Annotated in this window: 18 protein-coding genes; 9 read left to right on the forward strand and 9 right to left on the reverse strand. The window is 62.0% G+C overall.

The features are described 5' to 3' along the window. Position 1: 1 nt before the first annotated feature. On the reverse strand, positions 2 to 1,021 hold the full coding sequence (locus AC5RK6_RS06770; RefSeq protein WP_087070573.1) for a Gfo/Idh/MocA family protein: 1,020 nt from the start codon (positions 1,019 to 1,021) through the stop codon (positions 2 to 4). A 141-nt stretch (positions 1,022 to 1,162) separates the two neighbouring features. Between AC5RK6_RS06770 and AC5RK6_RS06775 the strand changes: the two genes are divergently transcribed. From AC5RK6_RS06775 to AC5RK6_RS06800, 6 genes are all read left to right on the forward strand, one after another. Then, a complete protein-coding gene (locus AC5RK6_RS06775; protein ID WP_026428239.1) occupies positions 1,163 to 1,531 on the forward strand; it encodes a GntR family transcriptional regulator in 369 nt (122 codons plus the stop codon). Then, positions 1,528 to 2,409, forward strand: coding sequence for an ATP-binding cassette domain-containing protein (locus tag AC5RK6_RS06780; protein ID WP_087070571.1), 882 nt, complete (start codon positions 1,528 to 1,530; stop codon positions 2,407 to 2,409). Before AC5RK6_RS06775 ends, AC5RK6_RS06780 begins: the two co-directional genes overlap by 4 nt. Then, positions 2,402 to 3,307: a hypothetical protein gene (locus tag AC5RK6_RS06785; protein WP_087070570.1), complete on the forward strand. Its 906-nt coding sequence runs from the start codon at positions 2,402 to 2,404 to the stop codon at positions 3,305 to 3,307. Before AC5RK6_RS06780 ends, AC5RK6_RS06785 begins: the two co-directional genes overlap by 8 nt. A gap of 101 nt (positions 3,308 to 3,408) precedes the next feature. Continuing rightward, positions 3,409 to 4,548 carry an alanine dehydrogenase gene (ald, locus tag AC5RK6_RS06790; RefSeq protein ID WP_087070569.1) on the forward strand — a complete coding sequence of 380 codons (1,140 nt, stop codon included), beginning with the start codon at positions 3,409 to 3,411 and terminating at the stop codon, positions 4,546 to 4,548. Positions 4,549 to 4,552: 4 nt separating this feature from the next. After that, complete coding sequence (locus AC5RK6_RS06795; protein WP_087070568.1) at positions 4,553 to 6,748, forward strand: NAD(+) synthase; 2,196 nt, start codon at positions 4,553 to 4,555, stop codon at positions 6,746 to 6,748. Further along, the gene (locus AC5RK6_RS06800) at positions 6,745 to 7,176 is read left to right on the forward strand and encodes a GNAT family N-acetyltransferase (protein ID WP_087070567.1); all 432 of its coding nucleotides are present in this window, start codon (positions 6,745 to 6,747) and stop codon (positions 7,174 to 7,176) included. The genes AC5RK6_RS06795 and AC5RK6_RS06800 overlap by 4 nt, the downstream gene beginning before the upstream one ends. A 61-nt stretch (positions 7,177 to 7,237) precedes the next feature. Here the strand turns inward: AC5RK6_RS06800 and AC5RK6_RS06805 are convergent, their stop codons facing one another. From AC5RK6_RS06805 to AC5RK6_RS06820, 4 genes are all read right to left on the reverse strand, one after another. Next, positions 7,238 to 8,353 carry a GuaB3 family IMP dehydrogenase-related protein gene (locus AC5RK6_RS06805; protein WP_087070566.1) on the reverse strand — a complete coding sequence of 372 codons (1,116 nt, stop codon included), beginning with the start codon at positions 8,351 to 8,353 and terminating at the stop codon, positions 7,238 to 7,240. A 147-nt stretch (positions 8,354 to 8,500) separates the two neighbouring features. Beyond that, on the reverse strand, positions 8,501 to 9,754 hold the full coding sequence (locus tag AC5RK6_RS06810; RefSeq protein ID WP_087070565.1) for a lipid II:glycine glycyltransferase FemX: 1,254 nt from the start codon (positions 9,752 to 9,754) through the stop codon (positions 8,501 to 8,503). A gap of 123 nt (positions 9,755 to 9,877) precedes the next feature. Then, positions 9,878 to 10,534, reverse strand: a complete 657-nt coding sequence (locus AC5RK6_RS06815; RefSeq protein ID WP_087070564.1) for a response regulator — start codon at positions 10,532 to 10,534, stop codon at positions 9,878 to 9,880. Positions 10,535 to 10,570: 36 nt separating this feature from the next. Then, a complete protein-coding gene (locus AC5RK6_RS06820; RefSeq protein ID WP_234984479.1) occupies positions 10,571 to 11,404 on the reverse strand; it encodes a sensor histidine kinase in 834 nt (277 codons plus the stop codon). 183 nt (positions 11,405 to 11,587) lie between these two features. Between AC5RK6_RS06820 and AC5RK6_RS06825 the strand changes: the two genes are divergently transcribed. Continuing rightward, positions 11,588 to 12,337 carry an ABC transporter ATP-binding protein gene (locus AC5RK6_RS06825; protein ID WP_159455009.1) on the forward strand — a complete coding sequence of 250 codons (750 nt, stop codon included), beginning with the start codon at positions 11,588 to 11,590 and terminating at the stop codon, positions 12,335 to 12,337. Positions 12,338 to 12,431: 94 nt separating this feature from the next. After that, positions 12,432 to 13,094 (forward strand): hypothetical protein, encoded by a 663-nt coding sequence (locus AC5RK6_RS06830; protein ID WP_143231863.1) that lies wholly within the window; start codon positions 12,432 to 12,434, stop codon positions 13,092 to 13,094. A gap of 470 nt (positions 13,095 to 13,564) precedes the next feature. Here the strand turns inward: AC5RK6_RS06830 and AC5RK6_RS06835 are convergent, their stop codons facing one another. After that, positions 13,565 to 13,861, reverse strand: coding sequence for a hypothetical protein (locus AC5RK6_RS06835; protein WP_087070560.1), 297 nt, complete (start codon positions 13,859 to 13,861; stop codon positions 13,565 to 13,567). A 126-nt stretch (positions 13,862 to 13,987) separates the two neighbouring features. Between AC5RK6_RS06835 and AC5RK6_RS06840 the strand changes: the two genes are divergently transcribed. Continuing rightward, the gene (locus AC5RK6_RS06840) at positions 13,988 to 14,674 is read left to right on the forward strand and encodes an exonuclease domain-containing protein (protein ID WP_087071180.1); all 687 of its coding nucleotides are present in this window, start codon (positions 13,988 to 13,990) and stop codon (positions 14,672 to 14,674) included. A 221-nt stretch (positions 14,675 to 14,895) separates the two neighbouring features. Here AC5RK6_RS06840 and guaB read toward each other — a convergent pair whose 3' ends face one another. The 3 genes from guaB to glmS form a co-directional block, all read right to left on the reverse strand. Next, entirely contained in the window at positions 14,896 to 16,404 is a 1,509-nt protein-coding gene (guaB, locus tag AC5RK6_RS06845; RefSeq protein ID WP_026428247.1) for an IMP dehydrogenase, read from the reverse strand. Positions 16,405 to 16,678: 274 nt separating this feature from the next. Beyond that, positions 16,679 to 19,354 carry a 5'-nucleotidase C-terminal domain-containing protein gene (locus tag AC5RK6_RS06850; protein ID WP_087070559.1) on the reverse strand — a complete coding sequence of 892 codons (2,676 nt, stop codon included), beginning with the start codon at positions 19,352 to 19,354 and terminating at the stop codon, positions 16,679 to 16,681. A gap of 104 nt (positions 19,355 to 19,458) precedes the next feature. Then, positions 19,459 to 21,525 (reverse strand): glutamine--fructose-6-phosphate transaminase (isomerizing), encoded by a 2,067-nt coding sequence (gene glmS, locus AC5RK6_RS06855; protein WP_234984478.1) that lies wholly within the window; start codon positions 21,523 to 21,525, stop codon positions 19,459 to 19,461. Between the last annotated feature and the right edge of the window lie 223 nt (positions 21,526 to 21,748).

The raw sequence follows: 21,748 nt of genomic DNA on the forward strand, positions 1-21,748 counted from the left end.
TTTAGCCCTCAATTTCGGCCAGGGATACCACGCGGTGCTCGCGTTGCGATAACCGCACGGCTTCCGCGATGCGCAGGGAGGCGACGGCATCGTCCACCGTGGCAGGAATCTCCCCGCGGCCCGCAACCACCTCCAAAAACGCCTCGATTTCGCGTTCGTAGCAGGCGGCGAAACGGGCGATGAAATCCACCCAGGCGGACTCCTCCGGATAGGACACCCCATCCTCGAGGGAGCGCACGGGGAGTTTGCTATCGAAGCCGACCGCGAGGGTCTGCTCGGTGCCGTGCAGCTCCATGCGCACGTCGTAGCCGTGGCCGTTGAAACGCGAGGATTGCGCGGTGGCGAGCACATCGCCTTCCAGGCGCAGCACCGCCGCGGTTTCGCACACATCGCCGAAGTCACGGAAATCGGCCAGGCCCAGATCGGTGCCGAACGCCATGACCTCGGTGACTTCGCGCCCGGTGACCCAGCGCAGCATATCGAAATCGTGGATGAGGCAGTCGATGTAAATTCCGCCCGAGGCCGCCAGGAATTCGCGGGCGGCCGGGGCCTGATCCATGGTTCCCATGCTCAGGCGGCGCAGCTCGCCCAGGCTTTTTTCGCGCACCGCCGCGCGGGCCCGGGTGTAGGCGGTATCGAAGCGGCGCTGGAAGCCGACTTGGATGCGGGCTCCGCGCGCGCGGGCGGCTTCGCGCACTTTCAGGGTCGAGGCCAGCGAGGTGGATACCGGCTTCTCGGTGAACATAGGAATGCCCAGCTCCATGCCGCGCAGCAGCTGTTCGGCATGCACATCCGTGGGGCTGGTGAGGACCAGGGCGTCCAGGGTGACATCCGTGAGGGTAGCCTCCACGCTGGCTTCACTGATGCGGGCGCGAGTTGCAGCCTCACCTTCCAGTTCGGAAACGACGGCGGCACTGCGCTCAGGTTTCGGTTCGGCAATAACAAGTTCATCAACACGGTGGGCGAGAATGCGCGCGTGCATCAACCCGGCGCGGCCCGCTCCCAGTAAACCAATTTTCAACAGGGATTCCTTCCAAACGTGTCATTAGCCTAGATCAATTCCCCCGAGGCGTGCGAGATGTGAGTCATACCTCATAGCACTTGCAGCAGAGTCGGTTCTGTGGTTCATTAGTTATGTAACTAACCAAGGAGGGAGGGCGTGATGGAGTTCAGTTCAGCGGTGCCAATCTATGTGCAGCTGGCCGAAGATCTGCGTCGTCGTATTCTCTCCGGCGAACTCGGGCCCGGAGAAAAGGTCATGTCTACCACCGAATACGCCGCCACCTACCGCATTAATCCCGCCACCGCGAACAAGGCTTTTTCCCTCCTCGTGGAGGAAGGAATCCTGGAAAAGCGCCGCGGGATCGGCATGTTCGTGACCGCGGGCGCCCAGGCAGCCCTGCGCGAGCGCGGGCGCGCCACCTACCTGAGTGACACCCTCGCCCCGGCGCTCGCCGCGGGCCGGGCACTAGGGCTCAGCCCCGCGGAAATATCCGCACTCGTCTCGACCTATTGGGAGGAGAACCAATGATTAGCATCGAGAACCTGAGTTTCAGCTACCGGCGCGGGGCTCGCGCCCTCGATGATCTCAGCGTGGAGATCGGCCACGACACCATCACCGGCCTTTTCGGCCGCAACGGCTCGGGCAAATCCACGCTCGGGATGCTCATCGCCGGGCTCCTCCCGATTCGGCGCACCCGTGGGCGCGCCGCGGGAAGCATTTTTATTGACGGGCATCCGGTGGATGAAAACCCGGAGGTCATGCCGGGGGTGGCCTATATTCCGGCCCGCGTGGAGGTGATTTCCGGTTCCCCGCTCGCCATGACGATGGATCTGTGGCGCATGGCCCGCCCCACCTGGGATGAGGATTTCGCCCGGGAGCTATTCGAGCTTTTCGAGCTGGATCCCACCCGCGTGATTGACGGGCTATCCGTAGGCCAGCGCTCCACATTTTCCGCGATTCTGGGCCTGGCATCCCGCTGCCCCATCACCATTTTCGATGAGGTCCACCTGGGGATGGACGCGGTGATGCGCGAACTGTTCTACCGGGTTTTGCTCAGTGATTTCGCCGAGCACCCCCGCACCATCATCCTCTCCTCCCACCTGCTCGAGGAGGTGGAGAACCTGGTGGATACCGTGGTGTTCCTGCACCGCGGGAAACTGCTCGAGGCCGGGGACGCCGATGAGGTTCGCGCGCGCCACTCCACGGATAGCCTCGCTTCCCTCACCGATGTTTTAGTTACGACGACGCTCTCCCCCGCCCAGCGCGCCCGCCTGGCACAGCCGCTGGGCGCGCAGGCGCCCCGGGCCGGAAGCCTGCTGGCCCCCGCGGCGGCTGCCGGGGAAGGCACCCAGGAAGCCACCGCGGAAGCATCCACCCGCACCCAGATTGGAGTCGATCATGATTAAGCTGTATCGCCGCGCGAACGCTCTTATCTACCTGGCGGCGCGCCGCGCGATTGGGCGGCGCGGACCTTTCTCCTATTTTTATCGCAGCTTCTGGTTGATTGCGGGATGTTTCCTGGTCGTGGCAACACTGTGGCTCCCCTTCACCAATACCGAGACGCATCTACCCATCGGAGGCATCGACAACCCCGTTCTCAACTGGGTTGCGCTGGCATGGTTTGTGCTCAGCGGGAGCCTGATCTTCGGTGGGGTGATATGCACCCTCTCCATGCGGGCGCATCTGCAAGCGGGGAGCACGCGGCGGCAATTCTTTAGCAACCTGACGCGCAGCGCCGCGCGGATGAGCGCCGAATACCTGGCGGTTACCGCCGTGATTATCCTCGTGGTGCTCACCATTGTGCGCCGCCCGGATGGTTCCTGGGCTCTGGATGCCGCGTTTTCCCCTGAAGGTACCGCTATGCGATCGGGCAGTGTGTGGTTCATGTTCCTACCTACCTGGCTCTGCTGTATGGCCGTGTTCTTCGGGGCGGTGCTGGTGACCACCTTCTTGCTGCGCTGGTCGCTGAGCACGGTGGTACTGGCTGTCGCGGTGGTTATCGCTTTCTTCGCCGGGCTCTCCCTGGTGGGCTACCTTGTTGGTATCACCGGGCTGGCCGGATTCATCTACCGGCTCTGGATTCCCCATTGGGAAAGCTTCTACGCCTGGGCCGCCCGCACCGGCACCGATTTCGCGCATTGGGTGGGGCGGGTGAGTGACTCGACCGGCTTCACGGATTTCCTTACCGCCAATCAGGGCTTCATCGGGCTCCTCGCCTTCTCCCTCATCTTCGGCACCTGCGCGGTGATCGCCTGGGCGCTGGCGCGGCGTTCCACCGGCCGCTTGCATCTACTGCGGCTCTAACTGGGAGCGGGACCGTGCTGCGGGGCGCGCGGTGGCGCGGCCCGCAGCGCCGTCGTCGTACTACCTAGGAGCAGCGCGCACGCGCGCCGTAGACTAAGCACATGATTATTGGCGTTCCCACAGAATTGAAGAATAACGAATACCGGGTCGCGCTCACCCCGGCCGGTGCGCGCGAACTGGCCGCGGCCGGGCATACCGTCCTGGTGCAGGCCGGGGCCGGGGCAGCCTCCGGATGCGCCGACGCCGCCTACGCCGCCGCCGGGGCCCGTATCTGCCCGGACGCGGCCGAGGTGTGGGGCGCCGACGCGGTTCTCAAAGTCAAGGAACCCGAAGCCGAAGAATACGGGTATTTACGCGAGGACCTGGTGCTTTTCACCTATTTGCACCTGGCTTCCCAGCCGAAACTGGCCCGCGCGCTCCTGGATGCCGGCACCACCGCCATCGCCTACGAAACCGTGCGGGAACGGAAAGCGCTGCCGCTGCTCGCGCCTATGAGCCGGGTGGCCGGGAAACTCGCCCCCATTGTGGGTTCGCATTACCTCCTCGACGCGCAGGGCGGGGCCGGGATTCTCATCGGCGGAGTGGCCGGAACCCGCAAAGGCAAGGTGACCGTGATCGGCGCGGGTATCGCCGGGGAATCCGCCGCGGTGATGGCCGCCGGTATGGGCGCGAACGTGACGATTCTGGATATTAATATCGAGCGGCTCGCCCAGCTGGAAATGCGCCACGCCGGGATGCTCACCACCCTCGCCTCCACCGCGCAGACCATCGAGGAGCAGGTGACGGATGCCGATTTGGTGATCGGCACGGTGCTGGTGCCGGGTTCCTCCACCCCCAAGCTGGTGACCTCCGCGATGGTGGAGGGTATGCGCCCGGGCAGCGTGCTCGTTGATATTGCTATTGACCAGGGCGGATGCTTCGAGGATTCCCATCCCACCACCCACGATGAGCCCACGTTCACCGTGGACGGCAAGATTTTCTATTGCGTGGCTAATATGCCCGGTGCGGTTCCGCGCACCTCCACGGAAGCTTTGACGACGGCGACACTCCCCTATGTGGTGCGCCTGGCCGCCCAGGGGTGGCGCGCGGCCGCCAGCGCGGATCCGGGTTTCGCTAGCGGCGTGAATATTAGCGGCGGGAAAATCACCCACCGCGGGGTTTTTGATTCGCTGAGCGGGGCGCTGGGACTGCCCGAATCTGAGTTTGACGATTCCTGCGTGTCGAAGGCAATGGCAGACTAGACCCATGAGCGATTTCTCCTCGATTTACAGTCACGGTTACGTGCGCGTGGCCGCCTGCTCCCCGGAAGTGGTGGTGGCCGATCCGCAGCGCAACGCCCAGGCCATTATTGCGGCCGCCCGGGCGGTGAGCGCGCGAGGTGCGGTGCTGGCCGTGTTCCCGGAGCTGAGCCTCACCGGGTATTCCGCGGAGGATCTGTTCCTCCAGGATGCACTGCTGCGTGCCACCCTGGAAGCCCTGGAAACCGTGCGGGCGGCCAGCGCGGAATTCGACGCGGCCCTCATTGTGGGGGCGCCGCTGCACTGGCGCAACCGCCTCTATAATTGCGCGGTTGTGCTCCACCACGGGAATGTGCTGGGCGTGGTTCCCAAGTCCTATATCCCCAACTACCGGGAGTTTTACGAAAAGCGCCATTTCGCTTCCGGGGCGGGACTGCGCAATGCGGATATTGAACTGCCCGGGGTGCGTACGGATGCAGCCTGGAGCACCGGGCTTAGCGAAGAGCAGCGGGCCGAATTCGCCCACACTGAGGAAGCCTGGGCCTATACCCTGGGGCGGAATACTGTTCCCTTCGGGCCGGATCTGATTTTCTCCGCCAGTGATATTCCCGGTTTTGATTTCCACGTGGAGATCTGTGAGGACATGTGGGTGCCGATCCCGCCCTCGGCGCGCGCGGCCCTGGCCGGGGCGCAGGTGCTCGTCAATCTATCCGGCTCCCCGGTCACGGTAGGGCGTGAAGATGACCGCGATCTGCTGATCCGCGGGGCTTCGGCGCGCTGCGCGGCCGCCTATATCTACGCGGCGAATGGCGAATGGGAATCCTCCACGGATCTGGCCTGGGATGGCCAAACCGTCATCTACGAATGCGGGGAGAAAATCGCGGCCGGGCAGCGTTTTTCGGCCGGCCACAGCGCCACCCTGGGTGATATCGACCTGGATCGTATCCGCCAAGAACGCCAGCGCAACGGCTCTTTTAATGACAATGCGCTCACCCAGGGCACCGAGCGCGATGAGTATTCCAACCCGGGCACGGATTCCTTCCGCACTATTAACTTCACCGCCGGCATCCCGGATATGAGCGCGCTTGACGCCGCGGAGCAGCGCCTGCACCGCGAAGTGGTGCGTTTCCCCTTCATGGGCGGCAGCGAACGCAATCCGGATCGCGATTGCTTCGAAGCTTTCTCCATCCAGGTGTACGCGCTCATTACTCGGTTGCGGGCCACCGGCTCCGCCAAGGTGATTATCGGGGTGTCTGGCGGGCTGGATTCCACGCACGCGCTGCTGGTGGCCTGCCGGGCCATGGATCTTCTGGAGCGCCCGCGCACGGATATCCTCGCCTATACCCTGCCCGGTTTCGCCACCTCCCAGCACACCAAGAACAACGCCTATGCGCTATGCGAAGCCCTGGGGGTGCCGCTGGAGGAGATTGATATTCGCCCGGCGGCCCGGCAGATGCTGGCCGATATGGGCCATCCCTTCGCGGCTGGCGAGCCGGTCTATGACCTCACTTTTGAGAATGTGCAGGCCGGGCTGCGCACGGATTATCTGTTCCGGTTGGCCGGTTTCCACGGCGGTATCGTGCTGGGCACCGGGGATCTTTCCGAGCTCGCCCTCGGGTGGTGCACCTTCGGGGTGGGTGACCATATGAGTCACTACAACGTGAATGCCGGGATGCCGAAAACCTTTATGCAGCACGTGCTGCGGTGGATGGCTCGCCAGGACTTCCTAGCCGGCGCGGCGGCGCAATCTCTTATCGATATTCTCAATACGGAGATTTCCCCGGAGCTGGTTCCCGCGGATGCCGGCGGGGCGCTGCAATCCACCCAGGAGAAAATCGGCCCCTACGAACTCCAGGATTTCACCCTTTATTTCGCTTTGCGCTACGGCTTCCTGCCCTCGAAAATTGCTTTCCTGGCTCGGGAAGCCTGGGGGGATGCTTCCCGCGGCTTCTGGCCGGAAGGTATTGAGGGGGATGCCCGCCACGCCTATAGCCTGGCGGAGATCAAGACGTGGATGGAGCTGTTCTACCGCCGTTTCTTCTCCCAGCAATTTAAACGTTCCACTCTCCCCAACGGCCCGAAGATTCTTTCGGGTGGCTCGCTTTCCCCGCGCGGGGATTGGCGCATGCCTTCCGATGCCACCAGCCGGGTGTGGCTGGCCGATCTGGAGAATATCCCCAGCACTCCCACGGAGGACGCATGATTTCCCTGCAAGAAAATGTGACCGAGGATTTCCTGGCTGCCTGCCAGCGCCTCATCCCCCAGCTCTCCTCAAGCAGCGCGCCGCTTTCGCGCGCTGCTGCGGAGGAATTGCTCGCCCAGCCCGGGGTGTACCAATTGGTGTACCGGGTGGAGGAAGGTGCCCCGATCCTCGGGATGCTCACCCTCGTTACTTTCCAGATTCCCACCGGAACGCGGGCCTGGATTGAGGACGTAGTGGTCGACGACGCCGCCCGCGGCCACGGCGCCGGCCAGCAGCTCGTGGAAGCTGCCCTGGCGCACGCTGCCCAGCTCGGCGTGAAATCGGTGGATTTGACTTCGCGGCCCAGCCGGGAAGCCGCCAACCGGCTCTACCGGCGCTGCGGTTTCGAAGCGCGTGATACCAACGTGTATCGGTATCACGCGCAGTAAAGGCGGAGCACAGGAGCGCGCGGCCGCGTGGTGAGTAGCGCCATCGCTGCGAGAAGCGCGCCTAGCGCGGGGTGACCACCAGCTGGGCGCGCTGGAATTCCTTGCAATCGGAGTAGCCGTTAGCGGCCATGGCGTGGCGCAGCGCCCCCATGATATTGGTATGCCCGCGGGCGCTCGAGGTGGGCCCGACCAGAATTTCTTCCAGCGTGCCGGCGGTGCCCACATAAACGCGTTCCCCGCGCGGGAGGCGCGGGTGGCGGGCTTCCGGTCCCCAGTGCCAGCCGCGCCCGGGTGCTTCGCTGGCCCGCGCCAGAATGGTTCCGAGCATCACGCCGTCCGCCCCGCAGGCCAGGGCTTTAATGAGATCCCCGGAGCTGCCCACCGAGCCGTCCGCGATCACATGAACGTAGCGCCCGCCCGATTCATCGAGGTAGTCCCGGCGGGCGGCAGCGATATCGGCTATCGTCGTCGCCATCGGGGCAGCAATCCCCACGGTACGTAACGTCGCAGAAGCGGCCCCTCCCCCGTAACCGGCCAGCACCCCGGCCGCGCCGGTACGCATGAGGTGCAGCGCGCTCTGGTACGTGACCGCGCCGCCCACCAGCACCGGAATATCAAGATCGTAAATAAGGCCGCGCAGGTTGAGCGGTTCGCGGGTGGTGGACACATGCTCGGCGCTCACCGTGGTGCCGCGGATGACCAGGAGGTCCAGGCCGGCATCGGCGGCCGGCGGCACAATTTCTTTGGCGTGGCCCGGCGAACAGGCCCCGGCCACGGTGATCCCGGCGGCCCGCAGTTGCGCTACCCGGTAGCGCACCAGGCCGGTATCGATGGGGCGCTCGGCGTAGATCTGCTGGAGGCGCGCGGTAGCGGATTCGGGCGGCAGCGCGGCAATTTCTTCGTACAGCGGGGTGGGATCCTCGTAGCGAGTCCACAAGCCCTCAAGGTCCGCCACGCCCAATCCCCCGGCCCGCCCCAGGCGGATCATCATATCCGGGGAAGCCACCGAATCCATGGGGGCGCTGAGCACCGGAATATCGAGGTGGTAGGCATCCAGCTGCCAGGCAGTGGAGACTTCGCGAACGTCCCGGGTGCGCCGGGTGGGCACGATGGCGACGTCGTCAAAGGTATAAGCTATCCGCGCGCGTTTGCCGCGCCCAATCTCGATTTCGCTCACGTTCTCCACTTTACCGGCAAAGAAAGGCGCGCGACCGGGCCGCGGCGCACATCCGCGCGGCTAAGGCAGCGAAGCGCGGGGCCGCAACCGTTCTGCGCTGCTCCCGTGTCAAGGTCCTACCGCGTCACGCTCCACCACATCACGCGCTTACCGCGTTTCCGCACCCAGCGCGCGGGCGAGGAAACGCGGCGCGAACGTCTTTTCATAGGTGCCCACAAATTCTTCCACCTGCCCGTTGAGCCAGCGCTTGAAAGCGAGAATATTGGCATCGGCCGCGTCCTCGGAAAAGTCCCCGGAAATGCCGAACGTATTGTAGGTATCCAGGCTCTCATCGCAGGCGTATTTGAACATGGCGCGCTCAACCGGATAATCCCGCGCGTAGGCGGATAGCGTTTTATCCATCCCACCGAGCAGCAAAATCAGTTCGGAACCGACCCGGAATCCGAGCGCCGCGTTGAAGGGAATCTCCGCGTCGCCGCGCTCGGTCAGGGTTTCGCGTGCCATTTCTTCCTGGCCGTCGAGCACTTCCAGGCGCTGGGCGGCCTGCTCAAGTTCGCGCTCCCGCGCTTTCGTTTCTTTACGCCCGCGCAGCACCTCGATCCGCTCGTGTACTTCCGCGCGCTCAATCGCGATCTGATCGAGGTAGCGGCGCGGAGACACATAGGCCACCGCGAGCAGCGCGCGTTCGGGACCCATGTCCGCCATGAGATCGCGGTAGAAACGCACCGCGGAAGCCGAGAGAGCAGGCATGCCGTCGGTACGGTCGCGGGTACTCGCGTAGAGCTGCGCGAATACATCGAAATCTTCCGGCCCGAGGAAACGGGTCTGCACCCCGTAGCGGTTTTCGTTATTGAAACGACGACGCAGCCCCTTGGCGAGAGTTGCTTTGGCTTCTTCGAAGTTCATCCCGGAGATCGTCTTGGTGTAAATCCAGCGCAGTTGAATATCGGAGCGCTCCCCGAATTCATAAGGAAGGTGGCGCCAACCATCGCGTTCCAGAGCTTGGGAGACCGCGCCGGCCACCGGATTGTCCTTGAGCGGCGTAATATCCGTGTACCAGCGCCGTGCCAGAATCGGGTTAATCCGGGCGGTGAGCAAGCGCGGCTGGGAAGCGAAATGCCGGTTGAGCCCGCTGAAGAAAGCGGAAACAACCTCGCTGCGGCTCCAATCCAAGGTGGGCCCGTAGGCGAGGGAAGCCCGTGTGAAGATCTTCTTCCAGGGTTGATACATAACGAGGCCGGCCCCGCAAATATTTCCGGCATTGTTACGCACGCCCACGTATTCCACCCGGTATCCTTCGGCCGCACGCACCCGCCCGTAGCTCACCGTTTGGGAAATGAAACACCGTTGCGTGGTCATGTAGTCGTTGTACTCATTCTCGGATAACACCGCGAACTGCATTGTGTTCCTTCCTGCCGGGCAGCTCAGAGCTGATTCGCCACCTGCCTATTAGAGTAACTTAAGCTGAAACAGCCCTGGAAATGGGGGCGGAAAGCTTCCTCAGTTCGGTGCGAATAATCCGTCTTAGCTAAATGTCACCAATCCGGCTCGGAAGGCCAGGACGATGGCCGCCGAGCGGTCGCGAGCGCCCGTCTTGCGCAGTATTGCGTTGATGTGGCTTTTGAGAGTACCTTCCGAAATATAGAGTTGCCCCCGAATTTCTAGGTTAGTTAAACCGCTACCGATGAGGGTCAAGACTTCTAGTTCCCGTGCGGTCAAATTCTGTAATTCAGGTACCTCACCAGGCGACCGGCCCCTTTCGTGGAGGTAACACTGTACTACGTGGTCTAGGACCTGGCGGTCGAGCACTCTGTTTCCCACCGATACCTGGCGGATTGTCGAGATAATCGTCTCGGATTCGCTATCTTTGAGAAGGTACCCGTCAGCGCCCAGGCTCAAGGCCTTTCGCAGATACAGGTCATCCTGATACATGGTCAGCATGACAATGCGCCCAGGGAAGCCATTCCGTTTCAGCTCCTTGAGTACGTCCAGTCCGTCCATGAGAGGCATGCGAATATCCAGCAGCAGAACGTCAATATCCGTCTCACGCACCATACGGCAGGCTTCCACGCCGTCTCCGGCGCTGCCCACCACGCGAAAGTCCTCCTGCTGCTCGAGGAGAACCGCGAGGCTTTCCCGAAGTAGTCCCTGATCATCTGCAATCGCAATCCGAATCATCATGTGCTACCTCCTCATACATACCGGGTATTACCGTTCTCACTCGGGGTACATGCATAGTTTCCACCCGGCGCCCACTGGCCCGGCGCCCACGACATAGCCGCATTCGGCGGCGCGTTGCCGAAGGTGATCCAAGCCAATCCCGGAGCCGATGATGGGCTGCCAATCCGGTGCCGGCCCCTGATCTACTAGTTCGAGGCTCACGCCCTTGCCTTTTTCTTCAATCTGGAAGGTGACGGTGGTGGGTCCGGCATGGCGGGCGGTATTCGCTAATCCTTCCCGGCAAGTTGCGATGAAGAGCTTACGCAGCTGCGGATTCAGCCTTTGGATAGTTGCGAGCACTTCGGCAGTGCCCCTGAGTTCCATACCGTGCCGTTGCGCTGCCGCAAAAATTTGTTCTAGATCCGGCATCCCGGGAGGACTAATATCACGGCCCTGCAATCGGTCAAGAACGGTACGCATCTGAGCGATAGTTTGCTTATTAGAGTCCCGAATATCACTCAACGCTGCCAATGCTACCGGATCAGTCACTTCTTCGAGAGCCCGGGTGAGTCGCAAATGCTGTAATCCCAAGCCGTCGGAAACTATATCGTGCAACTCCGCGGCGAGAGCTAAGCGATCTCCCGATAGGATTTTTTCAGTTTCCGCCTGTGCTTGTAACTCACTATTGCGTCTTCTTTGCACAAGCCACTGCCAATACCACCACCCCAGCAGCGCCCCGCAGAGCGCAAATATCGCTAGGCGCCACCAGATTTCGTATTTTTCCGGAACTGCCACAAAAACCATAAGTCCCAGAACAAGCAGCGGTAGCACCGCCCTGCCCAGCACTCCCCAGCGGTTTTCCTTCTTCTGCGCCGTGTGACCGGCGGTCACGCGAATGGACGCGGGACGCGATGGAGAGGTGGTAGCGCACATAGCGCATATGCTACCCGTGCAGCGCTCCCATTCCATCGGCCCGCGGGCTGATTTTTCCCTCGGAACCCAGGCTGAGCTAGGGCCGCGAGTATCGAACACGAGGCCGATGTGCTCCGCATGATGAGTCGCCAGCATAGAAGCATGACAACACTTCCCATAGAAACCAAGGATTTATCCAAAATTTATCGTGGTCAAAGTGCGCTCCATAATCTAACGCTGAGTTTCCCTCCCGGCCAGATCGTGGGTTTAGCTGGCCATAACGGTTGCGGAAAATCCACACTCATACGCCTCTTAGTTGGCCTGGAACCACCCACCCATGGACAAGCTCTCATCTTTGGGCATCCCTACCGACAACTGGACTACCCGCTTCGCTACGTGGGAACCCTCCTGGGTGGTTCGGGGGCAACTCGCTCGCGTACTGTGCGCCAGCATCTGGCATGGATCGCAGCGACCCATCACTTCGCGAGCCAGCGCATTGACGAGGTACTGCATACGGTTGGTTTGGATCGCGTGGCCACTCGAAAAGCCGGAAAGCTCTCTCTGGGCATGAATCAGCGTCTCGGTTTAGCGGCCGCGCTTCTCGGCGACCCTCCTGTGCTGCTACTAGACGAACCTTCCAATGGTCTTGACCCGCAAGGAATCGAGTTACTGGCGCAGCTGATTGCAATGTGGCGGCGTGAGGGAAAAACGGTTGTGCTCTCCAGTCATCTGTTGGATTTCCTTGCCGATACCTGTGATCGTCTGGTGGTCCTGGAACAGGGCAGCGTGGTGTACGACGGCGCAGCCACGTTGGCTCACGGCAACCTGGCATCCGGCCGATGGCCGTCCCACCCGAATACAACCGAAAAGGCTACCGGAGCCGCGAAGCACGAAGGAGACACAGATGCTTAGGTCATTTTCGCGGTTAGTGCGCGCACAATGGGTACTCTGGTGGACCTCACGATCTGTCCGAATCGCATTGTTGGCATGTTTCCTGCCTGCGGCATTGTTCTTATTCGTACAGTACAGCGACGGGAAACTCTGGCACGCCGATTATTCTCTATTCTCGCAGGCGCTCCTTATGCTCTCCCTTGCCCCCATTATTTCCGGGGTGGGATCCATCTCCGAAAACTTGGTTCCCCTGGAGCCCCACCACGCTTCCACCCGAACTCTCATCGCGGTAGCGGTGCCACGTCGTTTCGCCTGGGCGGCTGCTCATCTACTGGTAGGTTTCTTCTTTGTCGTCATCTACCTCAGCCTTGCCCTGCTTGTCGGCTTTGGCGTGGGTGCCTTCCAGTGGAGCAGCTTCAATGTACAAGCTTTATGTGGCCTCCTCATCTACTGGAATGTACTGTGCTGGTTAGCCTCCTTCCTCGCCTCAGTATTCCAATCCGGGACGATCCCTCTTCTCTTCCTCCTGCTCAATCAGTCAGTTGTTCCACTGTCGTTCCTTTTATCTCGGGTAACGCCCCTCGCCCGTTGGAGTCCGGACCTGGCTGCTTACGGCCTTATTTTGCAGGGTGATATGCTCGCCAATTCGGCTATGTCACCAGAACTTGCTGCGGATGTAGCCGCTCATTGGAGCACAAATATCTTCGTTCTGCTCGCGTGGATGATTGTCATTGCACTCGGATTTTTCTGGTCCGAACGCCGTAAGGCCGCGGCATGATTAGCTCTTTGCGTGCCCACGATAGGGCGATCTGGCACCTGCGCGGTGCGCTCATTCAGGTGGCTTCACAGGTACGAATCGGTGTCGTTCTCGGGCTGTGTGTAGTTGCCGGGAACATGATGACCGCACTGCAACTACTCCCCCGCGCCGGCGAACTTCCCGCTGGTTGTGCAGGTTTATCTACCGCCATCGCGGTCAGCATTGTTTTTGCGCAGCCCATTGCGGCTGTCCTACCGTGCGTGTTGCTAAATTTCGATGATCAACCGCGTTACCGCGATATCACTACCTTGGTTCTCCCCGCCACACCACTGACCCTGCTCGCCCGAGCCATATGCAGTGGCGTGACTGTGTGTTTGTGGGGATCGGGTCAGGCCATTGGCGCCGTGGTGATGTATAGATTTCTGGCACCGCGCGGTATAGATGCCTCAACTCTAAGTGCCACAGAGTATCGCGAGCTGTTGTTAGCCTCGCTACCTTCGGTAGGCGCGGTACTCGTGTATCTTGCCACCCTGTGCATATTCTGCGTGAGTATCTGCCTTATTTTCCGATCCCGATATTCCAGCGTGGCCGTTCTGCTCACGATTGTGGCGATTATCGCTCCGCTTGTCCAAACCCTTCTTCCCGAGGTAGGAAAGTACCTTCCCGGAATTGCCGGTATCAGTATCCTCAGGGGTGACGATTCCGGGAATATGCTTCCACCCGGAATCGGGCTTCTCGTACTGCTCTTCTCCAGCTTGCTGCTCATCGGTGTCGCCGCGTTGAAACATTGGATACCCTTACGCCGCGGACGTAGCCGCAGATAGGAACCGGTACGTTTTCGTGTCGTAGGGGCGGATTAGACTACGAAGCACCAGCACAGAAGCGCGGCGCGGGCCGCGGAAAGGATGGGAACCGTGTGGACCACGCTGCCGCTTATCGGCTTTGATACAGAAACAACCGGGGTGGATCCCCGGCGCGATCGCCTCGTCACCTGCTCGCTCGTGCGGGTGGATAGTGAGGGAACCTCGCGGCGGTATTGGCTGGCGGATCCCGGGGTGGATATTCCGGAAGCAGCCAGCCAGGTGCATGGCATTACCACGGAGCAAGCCCGCGCGGAGGGCCAGCCCATCGCGGAAGTCCTCGGTGAGATCGCGGATATTTTGGGGGCGCAACTAGCGGCCGGCCAGCCGGTGGTGGCTTTTAATGCCTCCTATGATTTCACCCTGCTCGAAAGTGAGCTGGCCCGCCACGGGCTGCCCACCCTCAACCAGCGCTTGGGCGGTGAGATTTTCCCGGTTATTGATCCCTATCTGCTGGATCGCGGGGTGGATCGCTACCGCAAGGGGAAGCGGCGCTTGGAAAACCTCGTTATGCATTACGGGGTTTTCCAGGATGATTCTTTCCACAATGCGGAAGCTGATGTGGTGGCCACGCTGCGGGTACTCGGGGCCATGTTGGAGAGATTCCCCCAGCTGCGGGAAAAGGAACTGCGGGAAATCGTGGATATTCAGATCGCGGCCGAACGCGAATTCCAAGAGTTTTTGCGCAAAGTAGGCCGCTCGGATGGCCCCAAGGAAGGCTGGCCCGTCCCGCGCAACTAGTACTCGCTAGTTACGTTGCTGGTCCGGCTGGGCGAACCCAAGCGGACAACGCATCATCCAGTATGCGCATAAACCCAGCCACGCGGGAGCCGGGCTGCGGCGTCGTACTTTGCGGTACATAGCGAAAGGCCGGGAACGCGCTCTTACGTTCCCGGCCCTCGTTACCACCCCAGCGCTGCCACGCGTGGCAGCGAGCTAAAGGAGATTATGAGTAGGAATATTTAGGACTTGAGCCCGGAGTAATTCGGGGCTTCCACGGTCATTTCCACGTCGTGGGGATGCGATTCCTTGAGGCCGGCGCCGGTCATGCGGACCATGCGGCCCTTTTCCTTGAGCTCGGCAATGGTGGAGGCACCCGAGTAGAACATGGTCTGGCCCAGGCCGCCCACCAGTTCGTAGAGCACGGAGGCCAGCGGGCCGCGGAAGGGAATCTGGCCTTCGATGCCTTCCGGAATGAGCTTCGCATCGGAGGTGACGTCGGCCTGGAAGTAGCGGTCCTTGGAGTAGGACTTCTTGCCACGCGAGCTCATCGCACCCAGGGAGCCCATGCCGCGGAAGTGCTTGTACTGCTTGCCGTTCACGAAAATGACTTCGCCGGGGGTTTCCACGCAGCCAGCAAGAAGCGAACCGAGCATCACGGTATCAGCACCGGCCACGATGGCCTTGCCGATATCACCGGACCAGTGCAGGCCGCCGTCCGCAATCAGCGGGATACCGGCCGGCTTGCAAGCGCGCGCCGCATCCACAATCGCGGTCACCTGCGGTACGCCCACGCCGGCCACCACGCGGGTGGTGCAGATGGACCCGGGGCCCACCCCGACCTTGACCGCGTCCACCCCGGCGTCGATGAGTGCCTGGGCGCCGGAGCGGGTGGCGATATTGCCACCGATAATCTCCACGCCGTCAAAACCGGAATCGGCACGCAGGCGACGAATCATATCGAGGGCGAGCTTCGCTTCCCCGTTCGCGGAATCAATCACAAGCACGTCCACGCCGGCATCGGCAAGCATCCCGGCCCGCTCCCAGGAGTCGGTCAAGTACCCAACGCCCGCGCCCACGAGAAGGCGGCCCTGGGAATCCTTGGAAGCATTGGGGTACTGCTGGGTTTTGACGAAATCTTTGACGGTGATAAGGCCGGTGAGGCGCCCATCCTCATCAATAAGGGGAAGCTTTTCAATCCGGTGGCTCTTGAGGAGCGCCCGGGCATCCGCGCGGGACACACCCGTGGGTGCGGTCACCAGCGGCATGCGGGTCATCACATCCTCGACCCGGGTGGTGGCGTACTCATCTTCCGGAACGAAACGCAAATCACGGTTGGTAATAATGCCGAGCAGGTGCTTCTGCTCATCCACAACGGGAAGGCCAGAGACCCGATACTGCCCGCACAGGGCATCAAGCTGGGCGATCGTGGCATTCGGGGCTACGGTCACCGGGTCGGTGATCATGCCGGATTCGGAACGTTTGACCTCGCGAACCTGCTGGGCCTGATCTTCCGGGGAGAGATTGCGGTGAATAATCCCAATACCGCCCTGGCGTGCCATCGCAACAGCCATATCGCGCTCCGTGACCGTATCCATAGCCGCGGAAGCCATGGGGGTTTTCAGCACAATATTGCGGGTCAGGTGGGAAGAGGTATCGACTTCGGAAGGAATAACATCAGTTGGTTGCGGAACAAGCAACACATCGTCATAGGTTAGAGCAAGAGGAGCAAAATCGTTCACGAAATCCATTTTCCCATGTTATCGCGCCAAGCTGATAACTCCAATGTGGCCGGCACGCGAAAATCGACACAGCTCGCGCGCGCATACCCAACCGGCAGGCACATATACATAAGCCCAGCTCACAGGCCCGTGACTAGCAAGTCACCCGTGTGCAACTAGCCCGCACGCCGCACGGCTCACTCATGAGCACGGCAGCATGCGGGCTAGCGATGCACAGCACTACCGGCAAATATTGCTCAGCGGCGCTGCGCCGGAATTCCTTAGCGAACCCTCCGCAGAATCCTTAGCGGACCCGGTGGACGGCCGGAGTATCGACGCCGTCGCCATTCCAGTCACCCAGGAGGTGCGTATCGGTGTGCTTCCCGAAGGAGTACACCGCGCTGGCCGGCCCGGAGCTCAAGGAGCCGGCAACGTAGTAGGCGTTACCGCGGACCACCACGATGGTGTCCTTCCCGTCCCCATCGGTATCACCGGCAAGGGCAATATCCGAGGCACGGCCGAAGGAGAAGGCGGCACCGGCAGCCCCGCCCAGGGAGTCCTGGACGAAGAAAGTATTGCCGCGCTGGACCGCTACTTCGTCACGGCCATCGCCGTTGAAATCACCAGCCAGGTAGGTATCCCCGTGGCGTCCGAAGGTGAAGACGTGGTCCGCCGCGCCGCCGCGCAGGGAATCCACCGCATAAATGGTGTTTCCGCGCACCACGGCCACGGTGTCCTTACCGTCCCCGTTCCAGTCGCCGACGAGTACCCGGTCACCGGCCTTCCCGAAAGCGAAGACCTCGGTGGCATTCCCGGCAAAGCCGTTGCTCAGGAGGAACTGGTTACCGCGCACGACGCCGAGGCTATCTACGCCATCGCCATCCCAATCCCCGTAAATGAAGCTTTCGCCAGCGCGCCCGTAGGCGGCATCAATGCTGCCAGCACCCGAGTTCCAGTTATTGGTGGCGATGAAGCGGTTACCCGTCGGAGCGCCCGGCTTCGCGGGTTGTTCCGGGGTGGGGTTCGGGGTTCCGGGCTCCGTGGGTTCCGGTTTGCCCGGTTCCGTAGGTTCCGGCTTACCAGGCTTACCCGGCTCCTCGCCCGCACCCGGATCCGGCGTCACCGCTGCGGGAGCAACGGCCACCTGGAAGGACAGATCGGTGGGCCCGGCCACCACCCGCAGCACGGAATCCGCGGGGGCATCGGCAGGCACCGTGACCTTCACGGTGGCACGGCCGGTGTTATCCAGCGAGGGCGTCACGGTGGTATCCAGCGCGCCGCTGCCCACTTCCACCCCGTTGAGGTACACGGTGACTTTCTCACCCTTGGGCTCGGTGGAGGTGTGAGCCAGCGAGGAGAAGCTCAGCTCCGCGCTTTCCCCAGCCTTGAGAGCCTCTTCCCCGGTGATACCCACCGAGGTCTGGTTATAACGCACCTGATAGCCGGGGTTGGCCTTGAGGAAAGCGTTGAACACATCGTTATCGATCAGCCCGGTATCGGCGTAATTGCTACCCTCGCCGAGCACCGTGAAACCGTCACCACCGGCCAGGATGAACTGGTTGGAGGCCACGGTATAGACCTTCTCCCCCGCCCGATCCAGTTTTTCACCGTTGATGTACACGGCCTTGACGCGCTGGCCCGGGGTGGCATCCGCGGCGGCGTCGAAAACGTAATGCATATTGTAGGAAAGCCCGAGGCGCAGCATGGGCCGGGAGGCGCCTTCCTTGTCATTCCACTGCTGTTCGAGCATGGTGTAGATCTGCGCTTCGGTCAGGTCCACAGTGGCGTAGGAATTCCCGAAAGGCTGCACTGTGTAGGACTCTTCCAGGGTGACGATGCCGTCGCCGTTGGGGTCCAGATCCGCGCGAATACCGCCCGGGTTAATAATCCCGAAATCGGCCTTCTTTTCCATGCCCTGGGAGTACTGGTAGAACGCTTCGGCGATCATATTGCCGGCCGAGGATTCGGTCCCGCGATTCGCCCCGGTATCGGTGCCGTTATTGGTGCCGCGGTTCGCGATTCCCTTAATGGTTCCGATCTGCTGGGCGCCCAATTCCTTCGCTTTCGTTTCGGCAGCCTGGTACATCGCCTCAATATCGGCGGACTTGGGGGCCTGGGCATTCTTGTAGTCAATAGCAACGTTGGCGGCGGTGGCGCTCACGAGCTTCTTAGCTGCGGCGTCGTACACAAAAGTGTAACGGCCGTACGTGCGCCCGTATTCGCCCACTTCCAGAACCGGTGCGCCCGAAGGCGTGGTCACGCTATCCACGGTGAGGTGCGTATGACCTGCGACGACGGCGTCCACATCGCTTCCGAGCGTTGCCGCTACCGCATTATTGGCATGCATGAGGGCGACGACGATATCCGCCTCGCCGTTGCTTTCGTCCCCATCCTTGAGCAGGGCAGCCTGCGCATCCACGGCCTTGACGGGATCCTTAATATCCAGGCCGGTGATCGCGGTGGGAGACACCAGGGTATTGAGCTCATCGGTCACGCCGGATACGAAAGCCACCCGTACCCCGCCCACGGTTTTCAAGGCGTAGGGGGTGATCTTTGCAGTGTCGATCCCGCCCACGCTCGCCAGGGTCCACGGGAATTCAGAGGCCGGGACGATGCGGTTTTCGAAATCCTTGACGCCCTGGTCGAATTCGTGATTGCCCGCCCCGGAGAGGTCAAGCTGCATGGCGTTGAGAATATCGAGGGTGGGCTGGTCGTTCGCGATGGAGGACACGTAGGCCGAGCCGCCCACCAGATCGCCGTTCCCCACGAAAATGGTATTCGGGTTGGCCTTGCGCAGCTCATCGATCTGGTAGTCGAGGGCAGCCGCGTTCTCGATATGGCCGTGGAAATCGGAGATCGCCGCGATATCGATAGTGACGTGGTCGGCTGGCGCGGCCTGGGCCGGCGTGGTGAGCACGCCCGCGCCCAGCACCGCGACCGCACCGAAAGCGGTCATGCGCCGCAGGGAAAATATGGTCATGGTGTTCCTTCATCCGAGGGAAATAGGACACCGTCACCATAGGAAGCGCGGGTAAACACCCGGCTAATTGAACGTGACTGGAAAGTGAGCGCGGGGTGGCGCGATTATTCGACCGTCACGGATTTGGCCAGGTTGCGCGGTTTATCAACGTCGTAGCCGCGCACCGCCGCCATCTCCGAGGCGAAAATCTGCAGGGGGATCACGGTGACGAGCGGCATCATGAGGGTGGGCGTGCCGCGGGGTGCCCAGAATACCGAGGTGGCGAAATCGCGCACGGCGTCGTCGCCCTCCTCCGCAACCACAATGGTGCGTGCCCCGCGCGAACGGACCTCTTGCAGATTCGACAGCGTTTTCGCGTGCAGCTCGGGGCGGCGCGGGGTGGGGACGATCACGAAAATCGGCAGGTTGTCGGTCACGAGCGCGATGGGGCCGTGTTTGAGTTCCCCGGCGGCGAAACCTTCGGCGTGCACGTAGGCGATTTCTTTGAGTTTGAGGGCGCCTTCCAGGGCGATGGGGAAACCGACGTGCCGGCCGAGGAAAAGCACCGAGTTTTCGCCCTTGAGTTCGCGGGCCATGGCGCGGATTTGCGGTTCTTGGGCGAGCATTTTTTCCATGCGCGCCGGCATTTTTTCGAGTTCGTCGAGGTAGCCGGTGATTTCGTCGCGGAATTTATTGCCGCGGATTTGGGCCAGGTAGAGCCCGAGCAGGTAGGACGCGGTGATCTGGGCAACGAAGGCCTTCGTGGAAGCCACCGCGATTTCGGGGCCGGCGTGGGTGTAGAGCACCGCGTCGGATTCGCGTGCGATGGTCGAACCGTAGGTATTGACGATGGCGAGGACTTTCGAGCCCTGTTCGCGCGCGTGGCGCACCGCCATAATCGTGTCCATCGTTTCCCCGGATTGCGAAATGGCGACGACGAGCGTCTTCTCCCCCACCACCGGGTCACGGTAACGGAATTCGGAGGCGAGTTCCACCTCCACCGGGATGCGGCACCAATGCTCGATGGCGTAGCGCGCCACCTGCCCGGCGTAGGACGCGGTTCCGGCGGCGATCACGATGATTTTATCGATGGTGCGCAGCACCGCTTCGCTGATGCGCATTTCGTCGAGTTGGAGGGAATCATTGACCACGCGCCCGCGCAGGGTATCGGCGACGGCGCGCGGCTGCTCGTGGATCTCTTTGTCCATGAAGGTGGTGTATCCGCCTTTGACAGCGGCCGAGGCGTCCCAATCCACCGTGAATTCCTTGCCCGCGCGCGGCGAACCGTCGAAGCCGAGGAGCCGCACGGTATCCGCGCTGATTTCCACCACGGTATCCTGCGGGACTTCCAGGGCGCGCTGGGTTTCGGAGATGAAAGCGGCCACGTCGCTACCCAGGTAGTTCTCCCCCTCGCCCAGGCCGATGACCAGCGGGGAGTTCCGCCGGGCCGCCACCACGGTATCGGGGTGATCGCGGTCGATAGCGACGAGCGTGAAGGAGCCGTCAATGATATTCGCGGTAGCGAGCATGGCGCGGAAGAGGGCGGAGCCTAAGCCGGGCTCCGTGGTGGTGGCGGTGCTGGCCGCAGCACCGGCCGCGGCGTCGTCGGAACCGGACTCCGCAACGCTCGCATCAACCGTGGCGCCATCTTGTTCAACCGCAGCATTCGCATCAACCGCGGCGAGCTGCTGGGCGAGGATATGCGCCGCGATTTCCGAATCGGTATCGGAAACGGGCGTAATGCCCGTGGCCGCGAGGCCCTCCGCGAGTTCGCGGTAGTTTTCGATAATGCCGTTGTGGACGATAGCAACCCGGCCATCAAAAGAAACGTGGGGGTGGGCATTGGTATCCGAGGGCGAACCGTGAGTCGCCCAGCGAGTGTGCCCGATAGCCACCTGCGCGGGCGGCAGCGGGGTGTCCTGCAGGGCCTGGCGCAGGTTATCGAGGCGCCCGGCGCGCTTGACCGCACGCAAGCCCTCCGGCCCGGCCACCGCCACCCCGGCCGAGTCATAGCCGCGGTATTCCAGGCGGGCTAGGCCTTCGAGCACCACCTGCAATCCGCGTTGCGTGGCGCCGGTCGAGGCGCCCGTGGTGGCTTCGTTTGTGGCGCTGGTGCCTGCCGTTTCGGCGCCGTTCGTTCTTCTCTGTTCTGCTCGCGAGCGCGGGCCCGCGTACCCAACAATTCCGCACATGGAAGTTAAAGTACTGCGCCGGCGGCTCCGAGAAAAGAGTCAACACCCGCACAGCGCGCACATTTGCGCAGGTCAGACAAATTTCGCTCACGGCCCCCGGGGTCTTTTCGAACGACGACGCAGCTACATGCCTTCCCCGCCACCACACAACCCGAGTGTATTTCACCTCACAAAAAGTTGTCAGACTTTAGGACCAAAAGGCACTTACTCCCGCCCGGCCACG

The organism is Actinotignum sp. usb-actsch-213 (assembly GCF_059085665.1).